At 68.1% G+C, this 26,114-nt stretch carries 27 protein-coding genes; 22 read left to right on the forward strand and 5 right to left on the reverse strand.

Going from position 1 to position 26,114, the window contains the following annotated elements:
- The first annotated feature begins 10 nt into the window (after positions 1 to 10).
- From proC to BAY61_RS01975, 5 genes are all read left to right on the forward strand, one after another.
- Positions 11 to 823: a pyrroline-5-carboxylate reductase gene (proC, locus tag BAY61_RS01955; RefSeq protein ID WP_091801763.1), complete on the forward strand. Its 813-nt coding sequence runs from the start codon at positions 11 to 13 to the stop codon at positions 821 to 823.
- 156 nt (positions 824 to 979) lie between these two features.
- The gene (locus BAY61_RS01960) at positions 980 to 1,195 is read left to right on the forward strand and encodes a helix-turn-helix domain-containing protein (RefSeq protein ID WP_091802510.1); all 216 of its coding nucleotides are present in this window, start codon (positions 980 to 982) and stop codon (positions 1,193 to 1,195) included.
- 105 nt (positions 1,196 to 1,300) lie between these two features.
- Positions 1,301 to 1,402: a 30S ribosomal protein bS22 gene (locus tag BAY61_RS01965; protein ID WP_005453035.1), complete on the forward strand. Its 102-nt coding sequence runs from the start codon at positions 1,301 to 1,303 to the stop codon at positions 1,400 to 1,402.
- A 181-nt stretch (positions 1,403 to 1,583) separates the two neighbouring features.
- Positions 1,584 to 2,618 (forward strand): NAD-dependent epimerase/dehydratase family protein, encoded by a 1,035-nt coding sequence (locus BAY61_RS01970; protein WP_091801766.1) that lies wholly within the window; start codon positions 1,584 to 1,586, stop codon positions 2,616 to 2,618.
- A complete protein-coding gene (locus tag BAY61_RS01975; protein WP_176879651.1) occupies positions 2,615 to 3,616 on the forward strand; it encodes a lysophospholipid acyltransferase family protein in 1,002 nt (333 codons plus the stop codon). The genes BAY61_RS01970 and BAY61_RS01975 overlap by 4 nt, the downstream gene beginning before the upstream one ends.
- Before the next feature lie 10 nt (positions 3,617 to 3,626).
- On the opposite strand, the gene BAY61_RS01980 is transcribed toward BAY61_RS01975, so the two are convergent.
- From BAY61_RS01980 to BAY61_RS01990, 3 genes are all read right to left on the reverse strand, one after another.
- Positions 3,627 to 4,595 (reverse strand): HAD family hydrolase, encoded by a 969-nt coding sequence (locus BAY61_RS01980; protein WP_091801773.1) that lies wholly within the window; start codon positions 4,593 to 4,595, stop codon positions 3,627 to 3,629.
- A gap of 61 nt (positions 4,596 to 4,656) precedes the next feature.
- Entirely contained in the window at positions 4,657 to 5,721 is a 1,065-nt protein-coding gene (locus tag BAY61_RS01985; protein ID WP_091801776.1) for a DUF5667 domain-containing protein, read from the reverse strand.
- 78 nt (positions 5,722 to 5,799) lie between these two features.
- Positions 5,800 to 6,507: a sigma-70 family RNA polymerase sigma factor gene (locus tag BAY61_RS01990; protein ID WP_091801778.1), complete on the reverse strand. Its 708-nt coding sequence runs from the start codon at positions 6,505 to 6,507 to the stop codon at positions 5,800 to 5,802.
- A gap of 149 nt (positions 6,508 to 6,656) precedes the next feature.
- Between BAY61_RS01990 and BAY61_RS01995 the strand changes: the two genes are divergently transcribed.
- The 7 genes from BAY61_RS01995 (at position 6,657) to BAY61_RS02025 (ending at position 15,063) form a co-directional block, all read left to right on the forward strand.
- Complete coding sequence (locus BAY61_RS01995) at positions 6,657 to 8,252, forward strand: AMP-binding protein (RefSeq protein WP_091801781.1); 1,596 nt, start codon at positions 6,657 to 6,659, stop codon at positions 8,250 to 8,252.
- A gap of 7 nt (positions 8,253 to 8,259) precedes the next feature.
- On the forward strand, positions 8,260 to 8,496 hold the full coding sequence (locus BAY61_RS02000; protein WP_091801784.1) for a glutaredoxin family protein: 237 nt from the start codon (positions 8,260 to 8,262) through the stop codon (positions 8,494 to 8,496).
- 57 nt (positions 8,497 to 8,553) lie between these two features.
- On the forward strand, positions 8,554 to 10,116 hold the full coding sequence (locus BAY61_RS02005; protein ID WP_091801786.1) for a molybdopterin-dependent oxidoreductase: 1,563 nt from the start codon (positions 8,554 to 8,556) through the stop codon (positions 10,114 to 10,116).
- 193 nt (positions 10,117 to 10,309) lie between these two features.
- Positions 10,310 to 11,194 (forward strand): redox-sensing transcriptional repressor Rex, encoded by an 885-nt coding sequence (locus tag BAY61_RS02010; RefSeq protein WP_091801789.1) that lies wholly within the window; start codon positions 10,310 to 10,312, stop codon positions 11,192 to 11,194.
- Entirely contained in the window at positions 11,191 to 12,525 is a 1,335-nt protein-coding gene (locus BAY61_RS02015) for a glutamyl-tRNA reductase (RefSeq protein ID WP_091801792.1), read from the forward strand. Before BAY61_RS02010 ends, BAY61_RS02015 begins: the two co-directional genes overlap by 4 nt.
- A complete protein-coding gene (hemC, locus tag BAY61_RS02020) occupies positions 12,518 to 13,459 on the forward strand; it encodes a hydroxymethylbilane synthase (RefSeq protein ID WP_091801795.1) in 942 nt (313 codons plus the stop codon). Before BAY61_RS02015 ends, hemC begins: the two co-directional genes overlap by 8 nt.
- Before the next feature lie 71 nt (positions 13,460 to 13,530).
- Positions 13,531 to 15,063: a bifunctional uroporphyrinogen-III C-methyltransferase/uroporphyrinogen-III synthase gene (locus BAY61_RS02025; protein ID WP_091801797.1), complete on the forward strand. Its 1,533-nt coding sequence runs from the start codon at positions 13,531 to 13,533 to the stop codon at positions 15,061 to 15,063.
- A gap of 288 nt (positions 15,064 to 15,351) precedes the next feature.
- Here BAY61_RS02025 and BAY61_RS02030 read toward each other — a convergent pair whose 3' ends face one another.
- Positions 15,352 to 16,470 carry a M20 family metallopeptidase gene (locus BAY61_RS02030; protein ID WP_091801799.1) on the reverse strand — a complete coding sequence of 373 codons (1,119 nt, stop codon included), beginning with the start codon at positions 16,468 to 16,470 and terminating at the stop codon, positions 15,352 to 15,354.
- A gap of 272 nt (positions 16,471 to 16,742) precedes the next feature.
- On the opposite strand from BAY61_RS02030, the gene hemB reads away from it, so the two are divergent.
- The 7 genes from hemB to BAY61_RS02065 are packed head-to-tail and all read left to right on the forward strand — an operon-like array spanning position 16,743 to position 21,587.
- Positions 16,743 to 17,714 (forward strand): porphobilinogen synthase, encoded by a 972-nt coding sequence (gene hemB, locus BAY61_RS02035; RefSeq protein ID WP_091801802.1) that lies wholly within the window; start codon positions 16,743 to 16,745, stop codon positions 17,712 to 17,714.
- A gap of 11 nt (positions 17,715 to 17,725) precedes the next feature.
- Positions 17,726 to 18,247, forward strand: a complete 522-nt coding sequence (locus tag BAY61_RS02040) for a hypothetical protein (protein ID WP_091801805.1) — start codon at positions 17,726 to 17,728, stop codon at positions 18,245 to 18,247.
- Between the two features lie 7 nt (positions 18,248 to 18,254).
- Positions 18,255 to 18,695, forward strand: a complete 441-nt coding sequence (locus tag BAY61_RS02045; protein ID WP_091801808.1) for a DUF3093 family protein — start codon at positions 18,255 to 18,257, stop codon at positions 18,693 to 18,695.
- Positions 18,692 to 19,036, forward strand: a complete 345-nt coding sequence (locus BAY61_RS02050; RefSeq protein ID WP_176879655.1) for a hypothetical protein — start codon at positions 18,692 to 18,694, stop codon at positions 19,034 to 19,036. Before BAY61_RS02045 ends, BAY61_RS02050 begins: the two co-directional genes overlap by 4 nt.
- A gap of 21 nt (positions 19,037 to 19,057) precedes the next feature.
- Positions 19,058 to 20,362: a glutamate-1-semialdehyde 2,1-aminomutase gene (gene hemL, locus BAY61_RS02055; RefSeq protein WP_091801811.1), complete on the forward strand. Its 1,305-nt coding sequence runs from the start codon at positions 19,058 to 19,060 to the stop codon at positions 20,360 to 20,362.
- 11 nt (positions 20,363 to 20,373) lie between these two features.
- Positions 20,374 to 21,006: a histidine phosphatase family protein gene (locus tag BAY61_RS02060; RefSeq protein ID WP_091802516.1), complete on the forward strand. Its 633-nt coding sequence runs from the start codon at positions 20,374 to 20,376 to the stop codon at positions 21,004 to 21,006.
- Positions 21,003 to 21,587, forward strand: a complete 585-nt coding sequence (locus BAY61_RS02065) for a TlpA family protein disulfide reductase (RefSeq protein ID WP_091801814.1) — start codon at positions 21,003 to 21,005, stop codon at positions 21,585 to 21,587. The genes BAY61_RS02060 and BAY61_RS02065 overlap by 4 nt, the downstream gene beginning before the upstream one ends.
- Here BAY61_RS02065 and BAY61_RS02070 read toward each other — a convergent pair.
- Positions 21,525 to 22,595, reverse strand: a complete 1,071-nt coding sequence (locus tag BAY61_RS02070; RefSeq protein ID WP_245865699.1) for a hypothetical protein — start codon at positions 22,593 to 22,595, stop codon at positions 21,525 to 21,527. The two genes, BAY61_RS02065 and BAY61_RS02070, sit on opposite strands and share 63 nt — an antisense overlap.
- Positions 22,596 to 22,695: 100 nt before the next feature.
- Between BAY61_RS02070 and BAY61_RS02075 the strand changes: the two genes are divergently transcribed.
- Genes BAY61_RS02075 through ccsB form a run of 3 tightly spaced genes read left to right on the forward strand, consistent with a single transcriptional unit; the run spans position 22,696 to position 26,047 of the window.
- Entirely contained in the window at positions 22,696 to 23,445 is a 750-nt protein-coding gene (locus BAY61_RS02075; protein WP_091801817.1) for a cytochrome c biogenesis CcdA family protein, read from the forward strand.
- Entirely contained in the window at positions 23,442 to 25,049 is a 1,608-nt protein-coding gene (gene resB / locus BAY61_RS02080) for a cytochrome c biogenesis protein ResB (protein WP_420848770.1), read from the forward strand. The genes BAY61_RS02075 and resB overlap by 4 nt, the downstream gene beginning before the upstream one ends.
- Positions 25,049 to 26,047: a c-type cytochrome biogenesis protein CcsB gene (ccsB, locus tag BAY61_RS02085; RefSeq protein ID WP_091801820.1), complete on the forward strand. Its 999-nt coding sequence runs from the start codon at positions 25,049 to 25,051 to the stop codon at positions 26,045 to 26,047. Before resB ends, ccsB begins: the two co-directional genes overlap by 1 nt.
- Positions 26,048 to 26,114 lie beyond the last annotated feature (67 nt).

The raw sequence follows: 26,114 nt of genomic DNA on the forward strand, positions 1-26,114 counted from the left end.
ACCTCGGGGGATGGGAACTATCGCCGTACTTGGCGCCGGGAAGATCGGTGAGGCACTGCTGTCGGGACTGTTGCAGGGTGGCCGCGACGCGGGGGAGTTGCTGTTCACCGAGCGGCATCCCGAGCGTTCAGCCGAACTGACCGGGCGTTACGGCGTCAGGGCCGTCGAGGTCGCCGAGGCGGCCGAGGCGGCCGACGTGCTGGTAGTGGCCGTGAAGCCGCAGGACATCGAACCGGTGCTGACCGAGCTGGCGCCGCTGGTCGGCCCCAGCTCGCTCGTGGTGTCGCTGTGCGCTGGCCTTCCGACGGCCCTGTACGAGCGCAGGCTGCCCGAGGGGACCCCTGTGGTCAGGGTCATGCCGAACACCCCGATGGTCGTCAACGAGGCGATGAGCGCCATCTCGCCGGGCAAGTACGCCACCGCTGACCATCTCAAGGTCGTCGAGGAGATGCTGGCGTGTGTCGGCAAGGTCGTCGAGGTGCCCGAAACGCACCAGGACGCCGTCACGGCGCTGTCCGGCTCCGGCCCCGCCTACTTCTTCTTCCTGGTGGAAGCCATGATCGACGCCGGGATTCTGCTCGGGCTCCCTCGCGCGGTCGCCGAGCAGCTCATCGTGCAGTCGGCCGTCGGAGCGGCGAAGATGTTGGCTGAGGGTACCGAGCATCCGGTGATTCTGCGGGAGAATGTCACCTCTCCGGCGGGCACGACCATCAACGCGATCAGGGAGCTCGAAAAGCACGGTGTACGAGCGGCTTTGCTCGCGGCCATCGAAGCCGCCAGGGACCGTTCGGTACAACTCGGCAAGGCCCACGAGCAGGATTGATACCGCCGGAAATTCGTCCGGCAGAGGTCATTCGCCTTGGTGGCCGTCGCATGAGTCCCATGTGTCCCGCTACCCTCGGTGTCAGCACGTGCGTGTCCGTACCGTCCGGTGGGGAAGCCGGGCGGCACGATACGCGGCAAGGGACACGGTGAAACCATGCTTCCGAACAGGAAAGACGATGTGCCGGGCCCCCGGCAGGTTCAGTTCTTGACTGTCGCCGAGGTGGCCTCGTTGATGCGGGTCTCCAAGATGACCGTCTACCGGCTCGTGCATTCCGGCGAACTTCCGGCGGTCCGCGTCGGCAAGTCGTTCAGGGTGCCGGAGAAGGCCGTTCACGACTACTTGGACAACGCGTACTTCGACGTCGGGTAGAAGACGGGTAGGCCAGCGCGAATGCCGGTCAGACCTCCGGGTACTCTGGCAGGTCATTCGTGTGCTTGCCCATGCGAGAAAACGACCCGACGTTAAGGAGCATTTGTGGGCTCGGTCATCAAGAAGCGCCGCAAGCGTATGTCGAAGAAGAAGCACCGCAAGTTGCTTCGTCGCACCAGGGTGCAGCGTCGCAAGCAGGGCAAGTAAATCCCGGATCCGCGACTGCGTATCTCGCTGTACATCGCTTCACACAGTCAGGCGAGCCCAGTTGGCCGGTAGGCGTAACCCCGGTTAATACCATGTTAGAGACGGTTCGGTCACCCTTTTCCCGGAGTAGCATCCGGAACCGCCTCTTCGTACCGCAGCGCCTTTCCCGCCAGGGGGTCCGATGCCGTCCAATATCGTCCTTGTCACCGGGGTTGCCGGCGAACTGGGCGGCAGGCTCCTCGCCAGGCTGGGCAACAATTCCGATCTGGAACGGGTCATCGGTGTCGACACGGCTCCGCCGAGGGCGGACGTGTTGCGCCGCATCGGCCACGCGGAGTTCGTCAGGGCGGACATCCGCAATCCGCTGATCGCGAAGATCATCAGTTCGGCCAAGGTCGACACGGTGGTCCATGCCTCGACGACCTGTCATCCCGCGGGGCCGGGCAGGCGAATGGCGATCAAGGAAGTCAATGTCATCGGCACCATGCGATTGCTGGCCGCGTGCCAGCGTTCGCCGTTGGTGCGCAAGCTCGTCGTCAAATCGACGGCGGCCGTCTACGGCGCGAGTTCTCGTTCGCCCGCCGTGTTCACCGAGGATTCCGAGCTCATCCCCGCTTCGTCCAATGGCTATGCCAAGGACGCCGTGGAGATGGAAGGCTACGTGCGGGGTCTTTCCCGCAGAAGGCCCGACATCACGGTCACGATGGCCAGGTTCGTCAACCTGCTCGGCCCCGACGTCGACACCGTGCTGTCCAGGTACTTCGCCCTGCCGGTCGTGCCGACCGTGTTCGGCTACGACGCGCGCATCCAGGTATTGCACTCCTCCGACGCCCTCGCCGTTCTCGAAACGGCGACCTTGCAGGACAAGCCCGGGATTTTCAACGTAGGTGCCGACGGTGTGCTGACGCTGTCACAGGCAATCCGCAGGGCAGGACGGGTCGAACTGCCCGTTCCACGTGGTCTGATGCCCTCGATCAGCAAGGTCCTGCGCGGTGCGCACGTCGTCGACTTCTCCTCAGACCAGGTACGGTTGTTGAACTTCGGCAGGGTCGTCGACAACACCAGACTCAAGAAAACTTTCGGATATCTGCCCAGGTGGTCGACAAGGGAAGCCTTCGACGACTACGTGCAGGGCAGGGGGCTGCGGCCGGTCGTCGACGGGGGAAGGCTGGCAGGGCTGGCCACCACGGCCGACGGTTGGAAGGTGAAGCTGTGACGAACGGCAGCTCGGCCAGGGTCATCCCGCTCCACCGAGGCAAGGACGAGTTCCGAGGTGCCGACGGTGGTCCTTCCGATACCGCCGTCCGGAGCGAGCGGAAGGACGGAGCGCCCGTCGTCGCGTTCCCGCGTGCGAACGGCGCGCGGTCGCGGCAGCTGCCCGCCGACCCGCTCGGCAGGCTCGTCGACTTCCTCAAGCACCGCGTCACGGGCGACTACTCCGTCGACGAGTTCGGCTTCGACACCGAACTGACCGACACGCTGCTGTTGCCGCCACTGAGGGTGCTGTACGAGAAGTGGTTCAGGGTCAGCACACACGGCGTGGAGAACCTGCCGCTCGACGGTGGCGCGCTGCTGGTCTGCAACCATTCCGGCGTACTGCCCATCGACTCGGTGATGACGGCAGTCGCGGTACACGACGACCATCCGCACCATCGGCACCTGAGGATGCTCGGCGCCGATCTCGTCTTCAAGACCCCGTTGCTCGGCACGCTCGCCCGCAGGTCGGGGCAGACCCTCGCGTGCGGTACCGACGCGGAGCGGCTGCTGGGCGCCGGAGAACTCGTCGGGGTGTGGCCGGAAGGCTTCAAGGGAGTCGGAAAACCGTTCTCGGCGCGCTACAAGCTGCAACGGTTCGGCAGGGGCGGGTTCGTCTCGTCGGCGTTGCGGGCGGGTGTTCCGCTGATCCCCGTGTCGATCGTCGGCGCGGAGGAGATCTATCCGAAGATCGCGGACCTCAAGCCGCTCGCGAGGCTGCTCGGCCTTCCCTACTTTCCCGTGACACCGTTCTTCCCGCTGCTCGGTCCGCTCGGAGCGATCCCGTTGCCGACGAAGTGGCACATCGAATTCGGCGAGCCCATCCGCACCGACCGGTTCGACCACGAGGCACACGAGGACCCGATGCTCGTGTTCAACCTCACCGACCAGGTCCGCGAGGCCATTCAGGTGATGCTTTACCGCAGGCTTTCCCAGCGGCGCAGCGTTTTCCGAGGCTGAGCGAGGCGGGTCAGGCGGCCCTGCGCCGGTAGGCCAGCCCCGCGGCGACGGCTCCGGCGACGGCGCCCGCTCCGAGCACGGAAGGAACGCCGATCTTGGCCGCCTTGCGGCCGGTGCGGAAGTCGCGGACCTCCCAGCCTCTCGCGCGCGCGACCTCCCGCAGCCCCGAGTCCGGGTTGACGGCGACGGCGGTGCCGACGACGGACAGCATCGGCACGTCGTTCTGGGAGTCCGAGTACGCCGTGCACCTGCGCAGGTTCAGTCCCTCGCGAGCGGCGAGCGCGCGCACCGCGTGTGCTTTGGCCCTCCCGTGCAGCAGGTCGCCGACGAGCCTTCCGGTGTACACGCCGTCGACGTTCTCGGCGACGGTGCCGAGCGCTCCGGTGAGCCCGAGCCTTCGCGCGATGATGGCGGCGAGTTCGACCGGGGTCGCGGTGACCAGCCACACCCGCTGTCCGGCGTCGAGATGCATCTGGGCGAGCGCCCTCGTGCCTGCCCAGATCTTGTCGGCCATCAGCTCGTCGTAGATCTCTTCGCCGACGTCGACCATCTCCTCGACCGACCGTCCGGCCACAAAGGACAGCGCGGCTTCGCGGTTGGTCTGGATCCCGTCGTGGTTTTCCCTTCCACCGATCCGGAACTTCACCTGTTGCCACGCGAACCCGGCGAGGTCGGAGCTGGTGAAGTACTTCCTGGCCGCGAGTCCCCTCGCGAAGTGGAAGATCGAGGCGCCCATCATCATCGTGTTGTCGACATCGAAGAAGGCGGCCGCCGTCAGATCAGGTGGCGCGGGGGGAGGCGCCTTGTCTGCGGGTGGCTCCGGCCCCTCGACGGTCGCGACCTGTTCGAGAGTGGCCACCTGCGCGGCTTCCATCGCCACGGCGGCGTCGGCGGACGCCTGACCGGCCAGCGCGGCGCGCCGCTCGCGTTCCTGCCCCTTACCGCGGCTCCGCCACAGTGACACGCACACCGCCTCCACGTCCTGATTTTGCTTCGGTGCTGGTGGACAGCGTATCGAGAATACCGCCGACACCGGCGGGCTATCCGATGCTCACCTCAGGCAACCCCGGTAACAGGGGCGGGATGGTCAGCAAGGGGGCCGCTTCCGGGGCCGAATCGGGCAGCCGGGGAAGCGGTGTCGCGGAGATCGGTGCAGGCAGAGCGTGTGGTGTGGGTGAAGTCGCCCGCTCTCCGAGTGTGGGGACGGTCGCCGTCGGTGCCGGGGTCGGCAGGCTGACGGGACGGGCCCGCGGAGGGTCCTCACCGTCCGTGTCGATCTCGCTGAGCGGGTCCTCGTCCGGCTCCGGAACGGGGGCGATGCCGTCGGGCGGTGGTGCGCAGGCTCCTGCCGCGGGCAGCGCGCCCAGCTCGTCGTGCTCGCCGGAGGTGATCTGGTAGCAGTTCATGCGCGCGATGAGCGCTTCCGCGCGCTGTTCGATCCGGACGAGCAACGACGAAGGTTCCTCCGGCTCCGCTGTGCTTGTCGTGCCGAGCGAGGGACCGAGCGAGGCCAGCCTCGCGGTCTGATCGGCAGCCCACGACCGCAGTACGCCGAGCAGGCGACCGTCGGAGCTGGTGGCCAGCGTGACCAGCGGGGCGACCCCCGCCTTGGTCTGGTTCGCGAAGTCGGAGAGGCCCCGTGCGACGTCGGCGGGGTCGGCTGGTCCTTGCCTTGCCATGGCCGACAGCTCGTCAAGCCGCTTCGCCGCGAATTCGAGGTGTTTGGTCGCCTTGGCTTCCTCGTCGAAGGTCAACCCGATGACGGCCGTTTCTCCCGCTCGTTTCAGGTGGTACAGCGGATCGCCGGGTACCGCGTCCTCGGAGAGCAGCAGCCCGAGCCCCGTCGCGGCGACGACGAGCGCGATCCCGGCGGCGACCACGGGATACGGGCCGCGACGGCGGCGCGGAGCCGACGCCTCGCGCGTGACGCGCTCCGCGATGCGGGTCCTGACCCGCTCGTCGAGCGGATTCGGATCGCCGAGTCCGCGCAGGGCCGCGACGACGGCGAGTTCGTCGCCGAACTCACGGCGGTCACCGTCGTCGAGCGCGCGAGCGAACCGTTCGTGCTCGTCGCGCCGCGCGGGTGACCATCGAGGCAATCTCACGCGTCGACCCGCCTTCAGGCATCCGTGCCGGAATCCTTCGCAAGGGCAACGACAGGGAGCGGCCGAGGGTTACGGGGATCAGCGCAGTCCACTCGGGAGCAGTTTCGCGAGCCTGCGGACGGCCCGGTGCTGGAGTGCCTTCACCGCGCCCTCGTTGCGTTGCATGATCGCGGCCGTCTCCGAGACGGAAAAACCCTGGATGAACCGCAGGATGACGCATTCGCGCTGGTCGTCACCGAGGTCGGCGATGCAGCGCAGCAGTTCGTCGTTGGTGGTCTTGCTGATCACCTGCTGCTCGGGGCCCTGTGGCGCGCTCGGGGTGCCTCCGCCAAAAGGGGGCGCTCCTGATTCGGAGACCTCGTCGGTGACGATCTCCAGCCGGAACCTGCTCGATTTCACGTGGTCGAAGACGAGGTTGCGGGCGATGGTCGTGAACCACGCGCCGACGTCGCGGCCCTGGTAGGAGATCGAGGTGATCCTGCGCAGCGCTCTCAGGAAGGTCTCGCTGGTGACGTCTTCCGCGAGATGCCGGTCGCCGACCCTGAGCAGTACGTACCGGAAGACCCAGTCGACGTAGCGGTCGTAGAGCTTGCCGAAGGCCGCGGTGTCACCACGCTGGGCCGCGTGGACGAGTTCCCAGTTCTCGGCGACGGCGGCTTCGGCGGCCGAGTCGATTTCCTGGTGAGTGTCGGTGTTCTCGAAGGGGGCCGCCGCCTCGATCGCACGATCGGCTTTTCGGCGCCGCGCGGGTGCTGGACCAGCCGCGACAGCGATCGGCATGCTCACCGGCTTGCACCTCCTCCGGGCCCGTTCCCGAACTACGAGTGATCATCGCCACTACGTCGCTTGAGGAGCATACGCGTTGTTACCGCAAAGTAGGTAGTGGTGTCTCATTGCGAATGATTGCGAATGGGAGACGGCGGTGAATCCTCGCGATGACGGCACTCGCTGCTGGCAGACTGGCGCGAGAGCGAAAGGGGCCGGTTGTGCAAGGGGAAACCAGCGAGGCCGCCAGAGACAGCGAAACCGACAGCGCGGGCAACGTCGCCGACCTTGTCGCCGCCGCGGCAGCGAAACGGGGCGAGGCGACGGCCCTTTTCGACACGGGAACCCAGGTGGCGGTGACGTGGGCCGAGGTCGACGCGGCCGTCGACGCGCAAGCGCACCGGCTCGTCGCGGCCGGTCTTGAGCGGGGAGACAGGGTCGCGTTACGCCTTCCGACCTCGCCCGCGTTCGCGGTCTGGTTCTTCGCGATCGTCAGGGCGGGCGGCGTCGCCGTGCTGCTCTCTCCACAGGCGCCGTCGGCGGAACTCGCCCCGATCGTCGAGGACAGCGGTGCGAAACTGCTCGTCGCCGCCGATCCAGGAGTTCTCGCCGAGGGAAGGACCGCGCTCGACGCCACCCTTGAATCCTCGACCGAACCCGGGAGCTTTCGCGCCATCGGCGACGGCGAGGACCTTGCCGCGCTCTGCTACACGGCCGGAACGACGGGACCAGCTCGTGGGGTGATGCTGTCTCACAGGGCCCTGCTCGCCAACGTCGCGCAGATCAGGCGGCTCAGGCCCGTGGTCACCGAGCCCTCGGACAGGGTGTTCATCGCCATCCCCGTTCACCACATCTACGGGCTGGGGCCAGGGCTGTTGCAGGTCGCGGCGGCCGGCGCGACGGCTGTGCTCGCGCAGCGGTTCGACGCGCGGCAGGCACTCGCCGACTGTGCGGAGCAGCGGGTCACCGTCGTCGTCGGCGTGCCGACGATGTACTCCGAGTTCGCGGCGCTGCCTCCCGACGAGGTCGGCGAGGGGCTGTCCACGGCGAGGCTGCTCATCTCGGGTGCCGCTCCGCTGCACCCGAAGGTGCTCGCGGCGGTGCGTGGTGCGACCGGGCTGTCCGTCTTCGAGGGCTACGGACTTACCGAGGCCGCCCCAGTCGTCACGTCGACTCTGCTCACCGGATACGCGAAACCCGGTTCCGTCGGCAGGCCGCTTCCGGGGATCGAGCTGCGGCTCGTCGACAGCGACGGCGCTCCGGAGGGCGTCCCGCTCGACCCCGAGGACCCTTCGGACAGCTTCCCCGACGAGAAGGGCGGCACCGGCCTCGTCGCGGTGCGCGGCGCCAACCTGTTCTCCGGGTACTGGCCCGATGGCGCGCGGGGCCCCGACGAGCAGGGCTGGTTCCGGACCGGCGACGTCGGCTACCTCGACCTCGACGGCGACCTTCACCTCGTCGACAGGGCCAACGACCTGATCATCGTCAACGGGTTCAACGTGTTCCCGCACGAGGTCGAGGACGTCATCGCGGAACTGGAGGGAGTGGCCGAGGTCGCCGTCGTCGGTGTGCTCGACGAGCGCAGTGGTGAGGCGGTCAAGGCGGTCGTCGTTCCGGCGGAGGGCGCGGAGCTTTCCGAGCAGCAGGTCATCGACCTGTGCGCGGCGAGGCTCGCCGCCTACAAGGTTCCCGGAACGGTCGAGTTCGCGCGGCACCTCCCGCATTCGGTGACCGGGAAACTGCGGAGGGCCAAGCTGCGGGGATGATGGCGGCATGGCTCATCAGGTGACCGTGATGACGAGGAACGGATGCTCCTCGTGTGTGAAGGCGGAGCAGGACGTCGAGCGGATCTGCGGTGAGCTCGGCGTGCCGTGGACGACCGCCGACGTCGACTCCGATCCGGAGTGGAGGGCGGAGTACGGCGATCGCGTTCCCGTCATCCTCGTCGACGACGCCGAGCACGGGTACTGGTCGGTCGACGAGCAGCGCCTGAGGGCCGCCCTGTCGTAAGCCATTCGTAAGCGGAATCGGGGAGCCATCGGGGTCCCGTGGGCCGACGATGGGGTGATGAACGATCCCGCGCCCTTCATCAGGGGCAGGACGGACGGGCCGCTTTCGAAACCGGTCGCCGCGCTGACCGGTTTGCTCGGGCTGGCCGCCGCGCTGGGCGCGGGCCATTTCGTCGCCGCGTTCGTCGGTGTCGGCGCCTCGCCGTTTCTCGCCGTCGGCAATTCCGCCGTCGACCTGACGCCGACCTGGCTCAAGGACTGGGCCGCGAGCACCTTCGGCACCGCTGACAAGGCGGTGCTGCTCGCGGGGATGGCCGTCGTTCTCGTACTGGTCGCGATCGGAGCGGGGCTCGCCTCACGGCGAAGCCCGCTCCCCGGTTCCGCCGTGATCGTGGTGTTCGGCCTCACCGGTTGTGCCGCCGTCTTCACCAGGCCCGATCTCGGTCAGCTCGCGCTCTTGGCGCCGGTCGTGAGCCTGCTCGCCGGTCTGCTGGTGTTCAGGAAGGCGCACGCGCTCGCTTCGCGGGCGGAGCCCACACCGGCCGAGGGCCGCAGGCGTTTCCTGCTCGGAGCGGGCGGGTTCGCCGTCGCCGCGGGCTCGCTCGGACTCGTGGGCCAACTCGTCGGTGGGTCGAGGGACGCGGCGAGGTCGAGGGCGGCGATCGGCAGGCTGACCCCCGCGACGAAGGCGCCGCCCATTCCGGCGGGCGCCGACTTCGCGAAGCTGGGAACACCGTCGTTCATCACCCCGAACGCCGATTTCTACCGCATCGACACGGCTTTGGTCGTGCCTCAGGTCACCGCCGAGGAATGGCGCCTGCGGGTGCACGGCATGGTCGGAAGGGAGATCAGCCTCGGCTACCAGGACATCCTCGACCGCCCGCTCGTCGAGCGGACCATCACGATGTGCTGCGTTTCCAACGAGGTCGGCGGTCCCTACATCTCGACGGCGAACTTCATCGGCATCGACCTCGCCGAACTGCTGACCGAGGCGGGCGTGCGGCGCGGCGCCGAACAACTTTTCTCGACCAGTTCCGACGGCTGGACCTGCGGTACCCCCGTGGAGGACGTGCTCGATCCCGCGCGAGGCGCGCTGCTCGCGATCGGGATGAACGGGGAGCCGCTTCCGCTTGAGCACGGGTTTCCGGCGCGGCTCGTCGTGCCGGGGCTCTACGGCTACGTTTCGGGAACCAAGTGGGTCACCGACCTCGAACTCACCACGTGGGCCGCGCGCACGGCGTACTGGTTCGAAAGGGGCTGGGGCACGCGGGGACCGGTCAAGACCCAGTCGCGCATCGACTCGCCGGCCGGGTTCGGCACGGTCACCACGAAGGGCGGCGCTTTCGTCGCGGCGGGAATCGCGTGGGCTCAGTTCACCGGTATCGCCAAGGTCGAGGTGAGCCTCGACGACGGACCGTGGACCGAAGCCGAATTGTCCACAGTGGTCAATGACGATTCGTGGCGCATGTGGCAGGTGAAACTGGAGGTGCCGCGCTCCGGCTCACACCGGCTTGCGTGCAGGGCGACCGACAAGTCCGGCTATACGCAGACCGCGCGGCGAGCCGGTGTCCTTCCCGACGGTGCGACCGGATGGCACACCGTCGAATTCACCACCGTCTGACTGGCCTCGCGACGTGACACCGTGTCAGAAACAGCGGAATGTGTCGCACGTCAACCCCTTAACCAGCCGCTTTGTGCCTGCGTTCACAAATGGCTACCGTATTGCCATCACCGGTTGCGGCGCGGGTATCGAACACCTTCGCGTGCGCCTGGTCAAGGGTTGACAGTAATTTTTCAATGACAGGAGAGCCAGCGTGGTGGCAGAGCGGGGCCGGCGAAGCGGGGCCGGAGCCGCGCAGAAGCGCTCGCGGCCACCGGCGAAAAGTGGTGCGCCCGACGCCGACAACGCACCGACCGCGGAAATGCCCGCCGTCGTCGCCACCACAGCCACCACACCGGACCCCGAGGTCCGCGCTCGTTCCATCCCCGAGGCAGCCGTCGCCAGGCTCGCCGTCTACCTGCGCGTTCTCTCCGCCATGGCCGAGCAGGGCGCGACGACGGTGTCCAGCGAGGAACTGTCGACGGCAGCCGGAGTCAACTCGGCGAAGCTGCGCAAGGACCTGTCCTATCTCGGTTCCTACGGCACGAGGGGCGTCGGCTACGAGGTCGAAGTGCTCGTCGGGCACATCGAGCGCACGCTCGGTCTCACGCGGCAACACAAAGTAGCCGTCGCCGGAATCGGTAACCTGGGACATGCGTTGGCGAACTACGGCGGTTTTCCTGGGCGAGGATTTCCGGTCGAAGCCCTTTTCGACATCGATCCGGATTTGGTAGGCGTGCCGGTCGGCGGGTTGCCTGTGTCACATCTCGACGATATTCCGAGGGTGTGCACGGAACGGCAGATCTCCATCGGCGTCATCGCGACTCCGCCCACGGCGGCTCAGTCGGTGTGCGACCGGCTTGTCGCCGGTGGCGTGCAATGCATCCTGAACTTCGCCCCCGTGGTGCTGCAAGTGCCGGAACATGTCGAGGTGCGAAAGGTCGACTTGGCTGTGGAGCTACAGATCTTGTCCTTCCACGTCGCGAGAAGGGCCGACGACGCCGAACTCGCGGCGAGCGCCGTCAACGGCAAGCCGGGGAGCGCGAAGGCTCGCAAAGGCAAGGCCGTCGCGGGCAACGGGGCGGTGATTCCGTCGTGAGCATCCTGGCGATCGGCCTTTCCCACCGCACCGCGGACATCCCGACGCTTGAGCGCGCCGCGGTTCCTTCCGCCGAACTCGGCAAGATCCTGCACGAGTTGCAGCAAGCCGAGCACGTCTCCGAGGTCATGCTTCTCTCGACCTGCAACAGGATCGAGGTCTACGCGGTCGTCGAGACCTTCCACGGTGGGCTCGGCGACATCTCGGAAGTGCTGGCACGACAGGCGGGCATGACACCGGCCGAGTTGTACGACAGCCTTTACGTGCACTACGCGGGCGCGGCGATCGAGCACGTGTTCTCCGTCGCGTCCGGCCTCGACTCGATGGTCGTCGGCGAGACGCAGATTCTCGGCCAGGTAAGGGCTTCCTACGCCACCGCTCGCGAGGCGGGAACCGTCGGAAGGAACCTGCACGAGCTGATCCAGACCACACTGCGGGTCGGAAAGCGCGTGCACACCGAGACCGGGCTGGACGCGCTCGGTGCCTCCGTCGTGTCGGAAGCCCTTGCCGCGGCGGGAGATCTGGCAGGCAAGCACGCGCTGATCGTCGGCGCGGGTTCGATGGGAGCGCTCGCGGCCTCGCAGCTTCGCAAGTCGGGAATCGGCGGCGTGACCGTCGTCAACCGGACGTTCGCGAACGCGGAACGACTCGCGGCTTCGCTTACCGAGCAGGGAGTTTCCGCGGCGGCGATGCCGATGAGCGAGCTGGCCGTCGCCGCAGGGCGCGCCGACGTCGTCGTGAGCTGCACGGGAGCGAAGGGCGCCGTGCTCACCGCCGAGCACGTCGCGCCGAGGACGACCGAACCGCTGGTGATCTGCGACCTCGGGTTGCCGAGGGACGTCGAGTCCGACGTCGCCCGCATCGAAGGGGTCGAGCTGGTCGACCTCGAAACCGTGCGCCGCAGGATGAAAGAGGCAGGCAGCGGGACGACGGAGAAACAGACCACTCGCGCGGCCGGCATCATCCTCGACGAGGTGCGCGCCTATCTCGCGGGGCAGCGCAGTGCGGCGGTGACGCCGACGGTGACCGCGTTGCGCAAGCGGGCGGCCGAGGTCGTCGACAGCGAACTGCTCAGGCTCGACCGGCGGCTGCCCGAGCTCGACGCCACCGTGCGCGAGGAACTTGGTCGCACGGTGCACAGGGTCGTCGACAAGCTCCTGCACGCGCCGACGGTGCGCGTCAAACAACTCGCGGGCCAGACCGCGGACACCGACTACGCGAGTGCGCTGCGCGAGCTGTTCGAGCTCGACCCGCAGGCGCCCAACATCGTGTCCAGCCCTTCGGCTGGCGGTACCAAGCACGAACAGATCGACGGTGAAACACGTGGCTGAACGAACCATCAGGATCGGGACCAGAGGCAGCAAGCTGGCGATGGCGCAGACCGGCATCATCGCCAAGCAGCTCACCGATGCGGGACAACGGGTCGAGATCGTGCCCGTTTCGACTCCAGGCGACAGGTCTATGGCTCCGATCGCGGAGATCGGGGTCGGCGTCTTCACCTCCGCGCTGCGGGAGGCGTTGCTCGACAAGCAGGTCGACGTCGCCGTGCACTCCTGCAAGGACCTGCCGACGGCGCCCGAGCGCGGCATCTCGCTCGCCGCGGTTCCGGTCAGGGAGGACCCGAGGGACGCGCTGATCGCGAGGGACGGCCTCACCCTTGGTGAACTGCCTTCCGGCGCGGTCGTCGGGACCGGTTCGCCGCGTCGCATGGCACAGTTGCGCGCGCTCGGCCTCGGGCTGGAGGTCAGGCCGATCAGGGGCAACATCGACACCAGGATCGGCAAGGTGACCTCGGGCGAACTCGACGCCGTCGTGCTCGCCCGCGCGGGCCTTTCGAGGGTCGGCAGGCTCGACGTGATCACCGAGACTCTCGACCCCATTCAGATGTTGCCGGCCCCCGCGCAGGGAGCGCTGGCTGTGGAGACCCGCGTCGACGACGTGGACACCGAACACCTTCTTCAGTCCATTGTGGATGATGAAGCGACCAGGGTCGCGGTGACTGCTGAGCGGGCCATGCTGTCCGCGCTCGAAGCAGGTTGCAGCGCACCTGTTGGCGCGTTGGCCGAGGTGGTCGAGGACCTGGACGGCGAGGGAGCGGTCATCGAGCGCATCTCGCTGCGCGGCGTTGCCGCCACCGGAGTCGAAGGTGACTCCGTCAGGATCCTCCGCGCCTCCGCCATCGCGGAGAAGCACGAAGCCGACCAGCTCGGAAGGCTGCTCGCCGCCGAGTTGCTCGACCTCGGTGCAGGAGCCGTTTCGCGCTGAAAGACCGCACGAGAAGAACGAACCTCGGCCGCGTCGTGGTGGGCGGCCGATCAAGAGGAGAGACGAAGTAGATGACCCGCGCACGCAAGACCACGGGGCGCGTCGCCTTCGTGGGCTCGGGCCCCGGCGACGCCGGACTGCTGACGGTTCGCGCTCAGGAGCTACTGGCCAAAGCCGAACTGGTGGTGACAGATCCCGACGTACCGGCATCCGTGCTGGCATTGACCGATTCCGAAGCCGAGGTCCGTCCCGCCGTCGGTGAGCCAGGCGATGTCGCGAAAGACCTGACCGCGGAGGCGAAGGCAGGCAGGCTCGTACTGCGGCTCGTCGGTGGTGACCCGCTGACCCAGCCCGCCGTCGTCGCCGAGGTACAGGCCGTTTCCCGCACCAGCGCCGTCTTCGACGTCGTGCCAGGTGTCTCGCCAGGCGTCGCGGTTCCCGCGTACGCGGGCGTCGCGCTCGGCGGCACGCACTGCGAGGTCGACGTTCGCGGCGAGGTCGACTGGGCAGGCGTCGCCGGAGCGCAGGGCACGATCGTGCTGCACGCGACGTCGAGTCACCTCGCAGAGGCTGCCTCGGCGCTGGTGGAGAACGGCCTTTCGCCGCAGACCGCCGTCGCGGTGACCTCCAACGGCACGATCAACACCCAGCGCACCGTCGACTCGACGCTCGCTTCGCTCAGCGCGGACGCGGGTGAGCTCGTCGGCCCGCTCGTGGTGAGCATCGGTGGTGCCGTCGGCAACAGGTCGAAGCTGTCCTGGTGGGAGTCGAGGGCGCTCTACGGCTGGAAGGTGCTCGTTCCGCGCACCAAGGAGCAGGCCGGTGACATGGCCGACCGGCTCCGCAGCCACGGCGCCACGTCGCACGAGGTGCCGACGATCTCGGTCGAGCCGCCCCGCAGCCCCGCTCAGATGGAGCGCGCGGTCAAGGGCCTCGTCGACGGTCGCTACCAGTGGATCGTGTTCACCTCGACCAATGCCGTTCGCGCGGTATGGGAGAAGTTCGCCGAGTTCGGTCTCGACGCCAGGGCGTTCTCCGGTGTGAAGATCGCCTGTGTCGGCGAGGCGACCGCCGAGAAGGTGCGCTCGTTCGGCATCCTTCCCGAGTTGGTTCCCTCCGGTGACCAGTCGAGCGACGGCCTGCTCGCCGAGTTCCCCCCTTACGACGACGTGCTCGACCCCGTCGACAGGGTGCTGCTGCCGAGGGCGGACATCGCGACCGAGACGTTGTCGGCCGGTCTTCGCGACCGCGGCTGGGAGATCGACGACGTCACGGCCTACCGGACCGTCAGGGCCGCGCCGCCGCCGGCCGACACCCGCGAGATGATCAAGACCGGCGGGTTCGACGCGGTGTGCTTCACCTCGTCCTCGACCGTGCGGAACCTGGTCGGCATCGCGGGCAAGCCGCACGCGCGCACGCTGGTGGCCTGCATCGGTCCGAAGACGGCCGAGACCGCGACCGAGTTCGGTCTCAGGGTCGACGTGCAGCCGGACAAGCCGAACGTACTGACGCTGGTGGACGCGCTGGCCGAGCACGCGGCGAAGCTGCGTGCCGAGGGCGCGCTCCCGCCGCCCCGCAAGGCGAAGCGCGCTCGGCGCTCCTGAGCGGTGAAGCCACGACGGCCCGCCTCCCCCTGAGGGGAGGCGGGCCGTCCCGCGTCTGGGCGGGTGCGGCGCGTGCGGGCGTGCGGGGCGGCGGGATCCCGCGTGCGGGGCGGCGGGGTAGCGCGTGCGGTGCCGTGCGAGTCCCGCACCGCCCGCGCGAGTCCCCCGCTCAGGCCGTCGAGATCCGCACTCAGGCGCGCGAGTTCTGCACTCAGGTCGCCGAGATCCGCACCCAGACCCGCGAGATCCGCACTCAGCCCGCCGAGTTCCGCCCGCGCGAGGGCCGGTTCAGGCGCCGCACCAGGCGACGCAGATCCGTTCCAGGATCGCGACCGACTCGGCGAGCTTGCGAATGGAGACCCACTCGTCGGTCACGTGTGCCTGCGCTGCCTCACCTGGGCCGCAGATCACCGTCGGCACCGAGCCGAAGGCCGGGGTCAGCACGGAGGCGTCGGTGAAGTAGGTCGCCGCCTGTACCGCCTTCTCGTGCGTACCGGTGATCTCCCTGCCGATCTCGGCGACGGAGGCGGCCCACTCGTCACCGGCGTCCGTCCACACGGCAGGCAGGTCGATGAGCGGTTCAAGCGTGACGTCCTCGCCCGCGACCTCGGCGAGCGCGCCGAGCACCGCCTTGTGGTCCTGGCCCGCGACGGTGCGCACGTCGATGGTGGCTTCCGCGCCGTCGGGTACCGAGTTGGTGTTGAGCCCTCCCGCGAAGGTGCCGACATTGAGTGTCGGCCCGCCCATCACCGGATGGTCAGTCACGTCGAAGGCGAACGATTCGAGCCGGGTCACCGCGCTCGCCAGCTTGTAGATCGCGTTCACGCCGAGGTCGGGCATCGAACCGTGCGCCGTGACCCCCGCTGCCTTCGCTGACAGCCACAGCGCGCCCTTGTGCCCGTTCAACACGGCGTTGCCCGTCGGCTCGGTGATGACGAGCGGCCCGCTGGGCCTTCCAGCGAGGTGCTGTCCGGCCAGCCTGGCGCCTGCTGAGCCGGTTTCCTCCGCCGCGGTGAGCACGAGCCGCAGCCCGGCCCGCCGTGGCGTGGTCGCCGCGATCCTCGTGGCGGCGGCGACGATGGCGGCGACGCCGCCCTTCATGTCGCTGGTCCCGCGACCGTGCAGCCTGTCGCCGTCCGGTTCGGCGCGGAAGGGGTCGTACTTCCACGTCGCCGCACCGAGCGGAACGGTGTCCACGTGGCCGGAAAGGCACAGCGGCGGTTCGGCGAGCCCGGTCTGCCATTCCGCGATGAGGGTTCCTCTGCCCTGCTCGTGCTCGACGATCTCGACGGAGAAGCCCGCGTGTTCGAGCAGCGGGGCGACGACGGCCAGCGCCTCGTTCTCCGCGTGGCCGATCGTGTCGACAGCGACGAGTTCCCTCGTCAGGTTCAGTACATCGACGCTCATACCGCCTCCGGTTCCGGCGTGGATTGGCCCTGACTCGCAGGGTAGGCGCAATAACCACCGGATGGGGACCATGATCGGCCGGTTGGCGCGGGCCGCCCCCGGCGAGTCCGAAGTGGATGGAGGTTTTCGCCGTGGCGGCAAGGAGCGCGTTGCTTATTGGCTGAACCGTTACCCGGAGGACGCGGAACGGATCGCGCGGAATGGGCGCTTCCTGGACAGAACCGACCCAGGCCAGCGGCGACCTCGCGGCGGGGCGGAGTACCGTCGAGTAGGTGTTTCCCGAGCATCGGCCCCGTCGGTTGCGGGGCACGGCCGCCATGCGGCGCCTCGTCAGCGAGACAACCCTGCGGCCTCGCCAGTTGATCCTGCCCATGTTCGTCGCCGAGGGCGCCGAAGCGCCCAAGCCCATCAGCAGCATGCCGGGCGTCGTCCAGCACACGCGAGATTCGCTGCGCAAAGCCGCCGTCGACGCGGTGAGGGCCGGTGTCGGTGGCTTGATGTTGTTCGGTGTTCCCAAGGTGCACGACGCCATCGGCTCAGGAGCGACCGACGACGACGGCGTGCTCAACGTGGCGCTCAGGGACCTGCGAGCCGAACTGGGCGATGACACCGTGATCATGGCCGACACGTGTCTCGACGAGTTCACCGATCACGGACACTGCGGCGTGCTCGACGCCGAAGGCGGGGTCGACAACGACGCGACGCTCGCGAGGTACGCCGAGATGGCGGTGGCACAGGCTCGCGCGGGGGCGCATCTGCTCGGCCCGAGCGGGATGATGGACGGCCAGGTCGGTGTCATCCGCAAGGCACTCGACGAGGCCGGCTACGAGGGAACCGGCATCCTTGCCTACTCGGCCAAGTACGCCAGCGCCTTCTACGGCCCGTTCAGGGAGGCCGTCGATTCCCAGCTCAAGGGGGATCGCAAGACCTACCAGCAGGATCCGGGCAACGCGAGGGAGGCGTTGCGCGAGATCGAACTGGACGTCGCGGAGGGCGCCGACGCGATCATGGTCAAGCCCGCGCTGTCCTATCTGGACGTGATCAAGGCCGCGGCGGAGACCTCGCCCGTTCCCGTCGCCGCGTACAACATCTCCGGCGAGTACGCGATGGTCGAGGCGGCGTGCGCCAACGGCTGGCTCGACCGCCAGCGCACCGTGCTGGAAGTACTCACCTCCATCAGGAGGGCGGGTGCTGATCTGATTCTCACCTACTGGGCGGCCGAAGCGGCCGACTGGCTGGACTAAGGTCGGCGATCGTGACTGACTCAGACGAAACGGACGACCAGCGGAGGAAGCGGGGCCTCCCGCCGGCGCCGCGCCTCTCCGGACAGCCCCGCAAGCCGGTCGATCCGCCGACCCCGGTGGCCTGGTCCTTCTACCTGTGGATCGTGGCCGGTGTTGGACTGATCGCGGGCTTCGGCCTCGTCCTCACCGCCAAGCAGGGCGTCATCGACACGCTCATCGAGACCAACAACGACCAGCGGATCACCAACGAGCAGATCGCCTCCGGCGTCACCTCACTGCTGTGGGTGCTCTTCATCGGCGGTGTCGTGTTCGCGGTGCTGTTCGGCCTCTTCGCGTACAAGGCGAGGGAGGGAACGCGCTCGGCTCGCACGATCCTCACCGTGCTCGGTGCCGTGATGCTGCTGTTCCAGCTGCTGTTGTTCTCCAACCTGATCACGCTGGGAGCCGCGTTCGTCGCGATGGTCGCGCTGGTGCTGATGTACCTGCCGAGCGTTCAGGACTACTTCCCCAAGGTGCCGAAGACACTGTCGTGAGGCGGCCATGACCGACCACTACCGGGAGCGGGGCGCGAGCGGCTGGCCGTTGCTGTGGGGTCCGCTCTTCGCGTTGCTGGGTTACCTCGCCGAGCGGTTCACCGGCGGCGACCGGCCGCACACGGTCATGTGGCTTGCCGTCGGCATCGGGTTGTTGTGGCTCACCTCGATCTGGGTGTACGCGCGAAGGCGGTTCCTGGTGGTCAGGGTCACCGACACCGAGCTGGTGCAGGGCAGGGAGCAGCTGCCCGTCGAGCGGATCGCGAAGCTCACCGGGGTCGGCGCGCCGGCGGGAACCAGGGTGCTCGGCGGTGGCTGGAGTGTGCCCCGCAAGTACGAGGAACTTCCGCTCAAGCTCGACGACGGCACCGTCGTACTCGCCTGGGCATGGGACGCCGAAGAGCTCCGTGACGCATTGGAGTCGGTCATGCGAAAATCTGCGCCGTGAGTAATGCCGTCGCCGTGCCCGGCTATCCGCGTCCTCGCCTCCACCAGCCGTGGCGGCTCGTGGTCGCGTTCGGCGAACTCGTCGTCGCCGCGGTCGCGGTGTGGGGCGCGATCCTGTGCTGGAGCGAGGTGACGACGCTCGTGACGGTCCGGCTCAACGACGGGACCGAGCTGGTGTCGAGGCACATCGCGGGCAACTGGATCGGGATCGCCATCGGCCTCGTCGCCGTCGCCGGAATCCTTGTCGTCGATGCCGTCAGGCACACCTTGCTCGGGGTCAGGGCGAGGGGCCGCAGGCGGCACAGGTCACGGCAGGGTGGCCAGGACGCGGCCACCGATTGAGCCTTTGCGAGACTGGCAAGCGTGACCGGAGGAGTCGAGCAGTCCAAGTCCTGGTTCGCGCGCGCCACGGCGGCAACCCCAGGCGGGGTCAACTCGCCGGTGAGGGCGTTCGCCGCCGTCGGAGGCACCCCGAGGTTCATGGTGCGGGGGGAGGGACCTCGCCTGTGGGATGCCGACGGCAACGGCTACGTCGACCTCGTGTCGTCGTGGGGTCCGATGATCCTCGGCCACGCCAACCCCGCCGTGGTGAACGCGGCGAGGGAAGCCGCATCGGCCGGTCTTTCCTTCGGAACGCCGACGACGGGTGAGGTCGAACTCGCCGAGGAGATCATCGGCAGGGTCGAGCCCGTCGAGCAGGTCCGGCTCGTCAACTCGGGTACCGAGGCGACGATGAGCGCCATCCGGCTCGCGCGTGGATTCACCGGCCGGAGCAAGATCCTCAAGTTCGCCGGTTGCTATCACGGTCACGTCGACGCGCTGCTCGCCGAGGCCGGTTCCGGGGTCGCCACGCTTGGCCTGCCGACCTCGCCTGGAGTCACCGGGGCGCAGGCAGCCGACACGATCGTCGTTCCCTACAACGACATCGACGCGGTCACGAAGGCGTTCGCCGACAACCCCGGCACGATCGCGGCGATCATCACGGAGGCTGCGGCGGGCAACATGGGTGCCGTCGCCCCGCTTCCCGGTTTCAACGCAAGCATTCGCGAACTGGCTCACGCCAACGGCGCGCTGCTGATCATGGACGAGGTGATGACCGGCTTCCGGGTCTCCTCGGCGGGCTGGTTCGGCCTCGAAGGCGTCGCGGGTGACCTGTACACCTTCGGCAAGGTCATGTCGGGAGGGCTTCCCGCCGCCGCGTTCGGCGGAAGGGCCGACGTCATGGGCAAGCTCGCCCCGACAGGGCCCGTCTACCAGGCTGGAACGTTGTCGGGTAACCCGGTCGCCGTCGCGGCGGGGCTCGCGACGCTGCGGGCCGCCGACGCCGACGTCTACAAGGCACTCGACGCCAACGCGCGCAGGCTCGGCACTCTGTTCGGCAAGGCGCTCGACGCCGAGGGCGTTCCCAACACCATTGCCTACGCGGGCAACCTCGTCAGCGTGTTCTTCACGCCGGATCCGGTGCCCGACTACGCCTCGGCCGCCGCGACCGAGACGTGGCGGTTCAAGCCGTTCTTCAACGCGTTGCTCGACAACGGTGTCTACGGTCCGCCGAGCGCGTTCGAGGCGTGGTTCGTCAACGCGGCGATGGACGACGCGGCGTTCGAGGTCATCGAGGCCGCGCTCCCGAAGGCCGCGCAAGCGGCGGCTGCCGCGGAACGGCCATGACGGTGCCCGGCATGCCGACGCGGACCGTCGTCCACCTGCTCAGACACGGCGAGGTCTACAACCCGGCCGGTGTCCTCTATGGCCGGATGCCCGGCTACTCGTTGTCCGAACGCGGGAGGCAGCAGGCGCTGACCGTCGCGGAAACGTTGGCTGGACACGATCTCGTGCACGTCGTCGCCTCTCCGCTTGAGCGGGCGCAGCAGACCGCGGCGCCGATCGCGGGAGCGCACCGGCTCGACATCGCGACCGACGAACGGCTCATCGAGGCAGGCAACGAGTTCGAGGGGCTGCGGGTCGCCGTCGGGGACGGTGCTTTGCGGGAACCCAAGCACTGGCCGAAGTTGCGCGACCCGTTCCTGCCTTCGTGGGGCGAGCCCTACCTGGAGATCGCGCACCGGATGCTCGGCGCGATCACGAGGGCGCGAGCGGCGGCCGAGGGGCACGAGGCACTGTGTGTCTCGCACCAGCTTCCCGTCTGGACGGCACGCAGGTTCCTCGAAGGGAAGCGGCTGTGGCACGACCCCCGCAGGAGACAGTGTTCGCTGGCCTCGCTCACCAGCCTTGTCTTCGCTGACGAGCAACTCGTCGACATCGTCTACAGCGAACCGGCAGGCAGCACCGATCCATCGGTGACGGGCGCATGAGGCCCCGTACGGCGCTCAGCGCGCTCTTCGCCGTCCTCCTCGTCGTCGTGACGGGCTGCACGGGGGGCGACGACGCCGTCGCGCGTGGCGCGACGTTCACTTTCGTTTCCCCCGGTGGCAAGACCGACATCTTCTACGAGAACGAGGAACGGCAGAAGGTCCCCGACATCTCCGGCGAGGATCTTTTCGACGAGAACAAGCAAATCTCCGTTTCGGACTTCGCCGGCAAGGTCGTCGTCATCAATGTCTGGGGCCAGTGGTGTGGACCGTGCCGCACCGAGGCGCCGGAACTGCAGAAGGTCTACGAGCAGATGGGCGAGCACGTTCAGGTGCTCGGTATCGACGTGCGTGACCACGACAGGTCGGCTCCGCAGGACTTCATGCGCAACCGCAACCTGACCTACCCCTCCATCTACGACCCGCCCGGCCGCTCCCTGCTGCAACTCTCCGGCTACCCGCGCAACGTCGTGCCTTCGACGATCATCGTCGACAAGGACCAGCGCGTCGCGGCGGTCTTCCTACGCGAACTGCTCGCTTCCGACGTGCTGCCGGTCGTGGAACGGCTCGCGGCGGAAAAATAGCGCTCCTTCCCACGCGTCGAGCAGTCTCGCGGCCGAACCGCCGACGGGGCCGACGGCGTCGGTGATGATTCGCTGGTCAGGCAACGCCGCGGATTCGACGGCGGCGACCGCTTCGCCGGGGTCCCCGATCGTCGACGAGCACACGGAAAGCAGATAGTCCGGAACGGACAGTGCGGCGTCCACACAGCCCACGACGGGTGTGCCGACGGCGGTGATGAGCGGGAACACCGTTCCCGGGATGCCGATCGCCGCTTCCGCCTTCGCCGAAGCGGTCACCGTGGGTTCCTCGCTGATCTCGTAGCGTTCCCACAGACTGCGGTCTTCTCGTGGATGGAGACCGACGAGGATGCGTTTGCCCGCCGCCGCGAGTCGTTCGGCGGCGGCGAGCAGCAACTCGGTGCCCGGCGCGTTTCCTCCGGTGTCCGATCGGGTCACGCTCGTCACCACGAGAACAAGATCCGGTTCCGGCGCCCGCCTGGGCAGTGAGTCGGTCTGTGGCGAGCCGACGACCCGCACCCTGCCTCGGCCGACACCGAGGTAACCGCCGAACGCCTTGGCTTCCGCTCGCGATGACGACGTGACGGTGCGAAGGCGCCTGCGCACCGTCCGCGCCAGCGGGGCCCTTTCGGGGCCGAGGTAGGCAAGCGAGGACGCGGCGAGCGGCGACAACGGAAACCGCAGCGCGCAGGAAACCGGCCATTCGCCCGCGCCGGTGAGCACGAGCAGATCGGGGTGGCGAAACCGGCCGGGTGTGCTGACGTCGACGCCGGTCTCGGGGTCGACGCCGTCGAGATCGGGAACGAGCTGGGTCAGCCTCCAACGCCTGCTGGCGATCTCCGCGAGCAGTGGTTCGACGTGATATGTGCCCCACGGCTCGTTCGTCGCGACGGCGATGTGCGGCTTCCGGAGCGGGTGTGCCGCTGCCGTCGCGCTGCCGAAGGCGAGCGCACCGGCACCACCGAGCGCGCCGAGCAGGGCGGATCTACGGGAGAGGGAAACAGCTTGCATGATCGGCAAGTTAGCCGTGGCTGGTGAACAAACCCGGCCCATCGGTTTAACAGAGAACCCATTCCTTACTCTGAAAGCCGTGAATGCGACTGAGCTGGCGATGTCTGGCCCGTTGCTGCTCGCCGCCGCGGTGGCCTTACTCGCGGGCACCATCTCGTTCGCGTCCCCGTGCGTTGTCCCGCTCGTCCCCGGCTATCTCGCCTACCTCGCGGCGCTGGTCGGATCAGACGCGCCCGCCGTTTCGGCAGGTGAGGAGCGCAAGAAGGGCAGGTTCGCCGTCGTCGGCGCGGCCGGGTTGTTCGTGCTCGGGTTCACGGTGATCTTCACCGCGGGCGTCGGAAGTCTGGTGTGGCTCGCCGATGCCCTGTTGATCAATCAGGAAGTCTTGCAACGCATCGGCGGTGTGGTGACGATCGCCATGGCGCTGGTGTTCCTCGGGCTCATTCCGGGGATGCAGAAGGATCTGCGTTCGCACCACGTCCCCCGCGCCGGACTGTGGGGAGCGCCGTTGCTCGGCGCCGTGTTCGGTCTCGGCTGGACGCCGTGCATCGGCCCCACGCTCTCCGGCGTGCTGGCCATCGCGACCGCGAGCGGGGGAACAGGGGCTCGCGGTTTTGTGCTCGTGCTCGTCTACTGCGTCGGTCTCGGGCTTCCGTTCCTGCTGATCGCGGCAGGCGCGGGCTGGGCGGTGAAGGCCACCGACTGGCTGCGCCGCAACGGCCGCAGGGTCCAGATCTTCGGCGGAGCGCTGCTGCTCGTCGTCGGCATCCTGCTCGTCACCGGCCTGTGGGCCGAGCTGGTCGGCTGGATGCGCGACGCCTTCATCACCGACGCGAGGTTGCCGCTGTGAGCACTACGACCCCGACCCGTGAGGGCGGCGGATACCGGCAGACGCCCGCGCGGAAGGTGCTCGCGTTCCTCCGCAACACCTGGCGCGGGCTGACCTCGATGAGGACCGCCCTCGTCCTGCTGTTCCTGCTGGCTCTCGCCGCGCTGCCCGGCGCGCTGCTGCCGCAGCGCTCGCTGAACGAGCCGAAGACCCTCGAGTACATCGAGGCTCGGGGCTGGTGGGGGCAGTTGCTCGACCGGCTCCAGTTCTTCGACGTGTACGGCAGCGTCTGGTTTTCCGCGATCTACCTGCTGCTGATGGTGTCGCTCGTGGGCTGTCTCATGCCGCGCACGAGGGACTACATCAGGTCCATGCGCACGAAGCCCGTGCTGACGCCCCGCAACCTCGCCCGGCTGCCGCACCACGCGAGCGCCGAGGTGGACAGCGATTCGGACGACGTGCTCGCCTCGGCGAGGCGCAGGCTGCGTGGCTGGCGCGTCGTCGAGCGCGAGGAGAAGGACGGCGCACGGAGCCTCAGCGCGGAGCGCGGATATCTGCGCGAGACCGGCAACCTGGTGTTCCACTTCGGCATGCTCGGCCTCATCGTCGCTTTCGCGCTCGGCAAGATGTATTTCTACGAGGGCCAGGTCATCGTCCTCGACGACGAGCAGTTCTGTAACTCCGGGATCTATGCCTACGACTCGTTCAACCCAGGACTGCGGGTCGACGGCACCGAACTCTCCCCGTTCTGCGTGCAGGTCAACGACTTCACCGCGACCTACACCGACGGCGGCCAGCCGCTTGCCTACGAGGCCGACATCGAGTATCAGGCGGCCGACGATCTCGCCGGTGACGTCTGGCACCCCTACCACCTTGAGGTCAACGAGCCGTTGCGCACGCAGGGCGACCGGCTTTACCTGCTCGGCCACGGCTACGCGCCGACCTTCACGGTGACCTACCCCGACGGCGAGCAGCGCTCCGGCACGATGCAGTGGAAGCCGGTCGACGAGATCACGATGCTCTCGGAAGGCGCGACCAAGTTCGAGCCGCCGAACACCGAAGATCCCGAGGCGCAGCGGGAGAACCAGCTCGCGATCACCGGACTCTTCGCGCCGACGGCCGCCATGCAGGGCAACATCCTGACCTCGTCGTTCCCCTCGCTCAACGATCCGATGGTCGCCGTCGACATCATGCGCGGCGATCTCGGCATGGACTCGGGGCGAGGACAGTCGATCTTCGAGATCGACCAGTCCATGGTGGACAGTGGAAGGCTGGAGAAGGTCGCGAGGGAGAACATCGCGCTCGGCGAGCAGATCACCATCGACGACGGCACCAAGATCAGGTTCGACGGGGTGCGGCAATGGGTTTCGCTTCAGGTGTCGCACGACCCGACACAGGGCTGGGTGCTCGGGTTCGCGATCGCGATGTTCGCCGGGCTCGGCGCCTCGTTGTTCATCAAGCGAAGGCGGTTGTGGGTCAGGGTGACCCCTGCCACGGGTGGCGAGGATGAACGACGTACTGTAGTAGAAGTGGGCGGACTCGCCCGCACGGATCAAGCGGGATACGGCGAGGAGTTCACCCGGATCGCCGAGGACCTGCTTCGTCGTGACAGAAAGGCACACTGATGCCGGTGAACGAGACGTTGTCGCAGTACAGCGACTGGTCCTACACCACAGCGGTAGCGGTATACGTGCTGGCGATGATCTTCTTCCTTGTCGAGCAGTCGTTCGGCCGCCAAGGTCGGCAGGCCGCGGCGAAGACGAGGCAGTCGAGCAAGGAACTCGTCGGCGCAGGAGGGCCCGCGACGGCAGCCACGGTGACCGGGGGAGACGCCCCTCTGACCGGTCCGGCTCGGCCGGTCCGCAGGACCAAAGCGGAGCGGATGGGGCGCACCGGCGTCGCACTGACCCTGCTCGCGGTCGCGCTTCACCTCGCGTCCATCCTGCTGCGCGGTTTCGCGACCTCACGGGTCCCGTGGGGCAACATGTACGAGTACATCATGGTCATCTGCTTCGTCACGGTCGTGACGTGGCTGGTGGTCATGCGCAAGTCGCCGGTGAGGCACCTCTCGGCGTTCGTGTTGCTGCCGATCGTGATCCTGATGTTCGTCGGCGGCACCATGCTGTACGCGGTGGCCGCACCCGTTCAGCCCGCGCTCCAGTCGTACTGGCTCGTCATCCACGTCGCCGCCGCAGCCGCATCCTCCGGTGTCTTCCTCGTGCCTGGTGTCGCGAGCATCCTGTGGCTGATCAAGGCCCGCAACGAAAAGAACCCCGCCAAGTTCGCGAAGTTCGGTCCACGGCTGCCCGGTCTCGACGTACTCGACCGGATCGCCTACCGCACGACGGTTTTCGCCTTCCCCGTCTTCACCTTCGGCGTGCTGTGCGGCGCCGTGTGGGCCGAGGCCGCGTGGGGCCGGTTCTGGGGCTGGGATCCCAAGGAAACCGTCGCGTTCATCGCATGGGTCATCTACGCGGCCTATCTGCACTCGCGTGCGACGGCGGGCTGGCGCGGTACGAGGGCGGCGGTCATCAACGTCGTCGGCTTCGTCGCCACGGTCTTCAACCTGTTCTTCGTGAACCTCGTGACGACCGGTCTTCACTCGTATGCCGGAGTGGGCTGACGCGGGCCCGCATCTCCGGCTACCGTCGCACCTGACGGCAGAGGGGAGATACCTCGCGACCCATATC

It is taken from the genome of Prauserella marina (assembly GCF_002240355.1).
GTDB classification, from domain to species: domain Bacteria; phylum Actinomycetota; class Actinomycetes; order Mycobacteriales; family Pseudonocardiaceae; genus Prauserella_A; species Prauserella_A marina.

Coding starts and splice junctions, on each gene's coding strand:
- proC (WP_091801763.1), top strand. CDS start 11: ATGGGAACTATCGCCGTACTTGGCGCCGGGAAGATCGGTGAGGCACTG.
- BAY61_RS01960 (WP_091802510.1), top strand. CDS start 980: ATGCTTCCGAACAGGAAAGACGATGTGCCGGGCCCCCGGCAGGTTCAG.
- BAY61_RS01970 (WP_091801766.1), top strand. CDS start 1,584: ATGCCGTCCAATATCGTCCTTGTCACCGGGGTTGCCGGCGAACTGGGC.
- BAY61_RS01995 (WP_091801781.1), top strand. CDS start 6,657: ATGACGGCACTCGCTGCTGGCAGACTGGCGCGAGAGCGAAAGGGGCCG.
- BAY61_RS02000 (WP_091801784.1), top strand. CDS start 8,260: ATGGCTCATCAGGTGACCGTGATGACGAGGAACGGATGCTCCTCGTGT.
- BAY61_RS02005 (WP_091801786.1), top strand. CDS start 8,554: ATGAACGATCCCGCGCCCTTCATCAGGGGCAGGACGGACGGGCCGCTT.
- BAY61_RS02025 (WP_091801797.1), top strand. CDS start 13,531: ATGACCCGCGCACGCAAGACCACGGGGCGCGTCGCCTTCGTGGGCTCG.
- BAY61_RS02030 (WP_091801799.1), bottom strand. CDS start 16,470: ATGAGCGTCGATGTACTGAACCTGACGAGGGAACTCGTCGCTGTCGAC.
- BAY61_RS02045 (WP_091801808.1), top strand. CDS start 18,255: ATGACCGACCACTACCGGGAGCGGGGCGCGAGCGGCTGGCCGTTGCTG.
- BAY61_RS02060 (WP_091802516.1), top strand. CDS start 20,374: ATGCCGACGCGGACCGTCGTCCACCTGCTCAGACACGGCGAGGTCTAC.
- BAY61_RS02065 (WP_091801814.1), top strand. CDS start 21,003: ATGAGGCCCCGTACGGCGCTCAGCGCGCTCTTCGCCGTCCTCCTCGTC.
- BAY61_RS02070 (WP_245865699.1), bottom strand. CDS start 22,595: ATGCAAGCTGTTTCCCTCTCCCGTAGATCCGCCCTGCTCGGCGCGCTC.
- BAY61_RS02075 (WP_091801817.1), top strand. CDS start 22,696: ATGTCTGGCCCGTTGCTGCTCGCCGCCGCGGTGGCCTTACTCGCGGGC.
- ccsB (WP_091801820.1), top strand. CDS start 25,049: ATGCCGGTGAACGAGACGTTGTCGCAGTACAGCGACTGGTCCTACACC.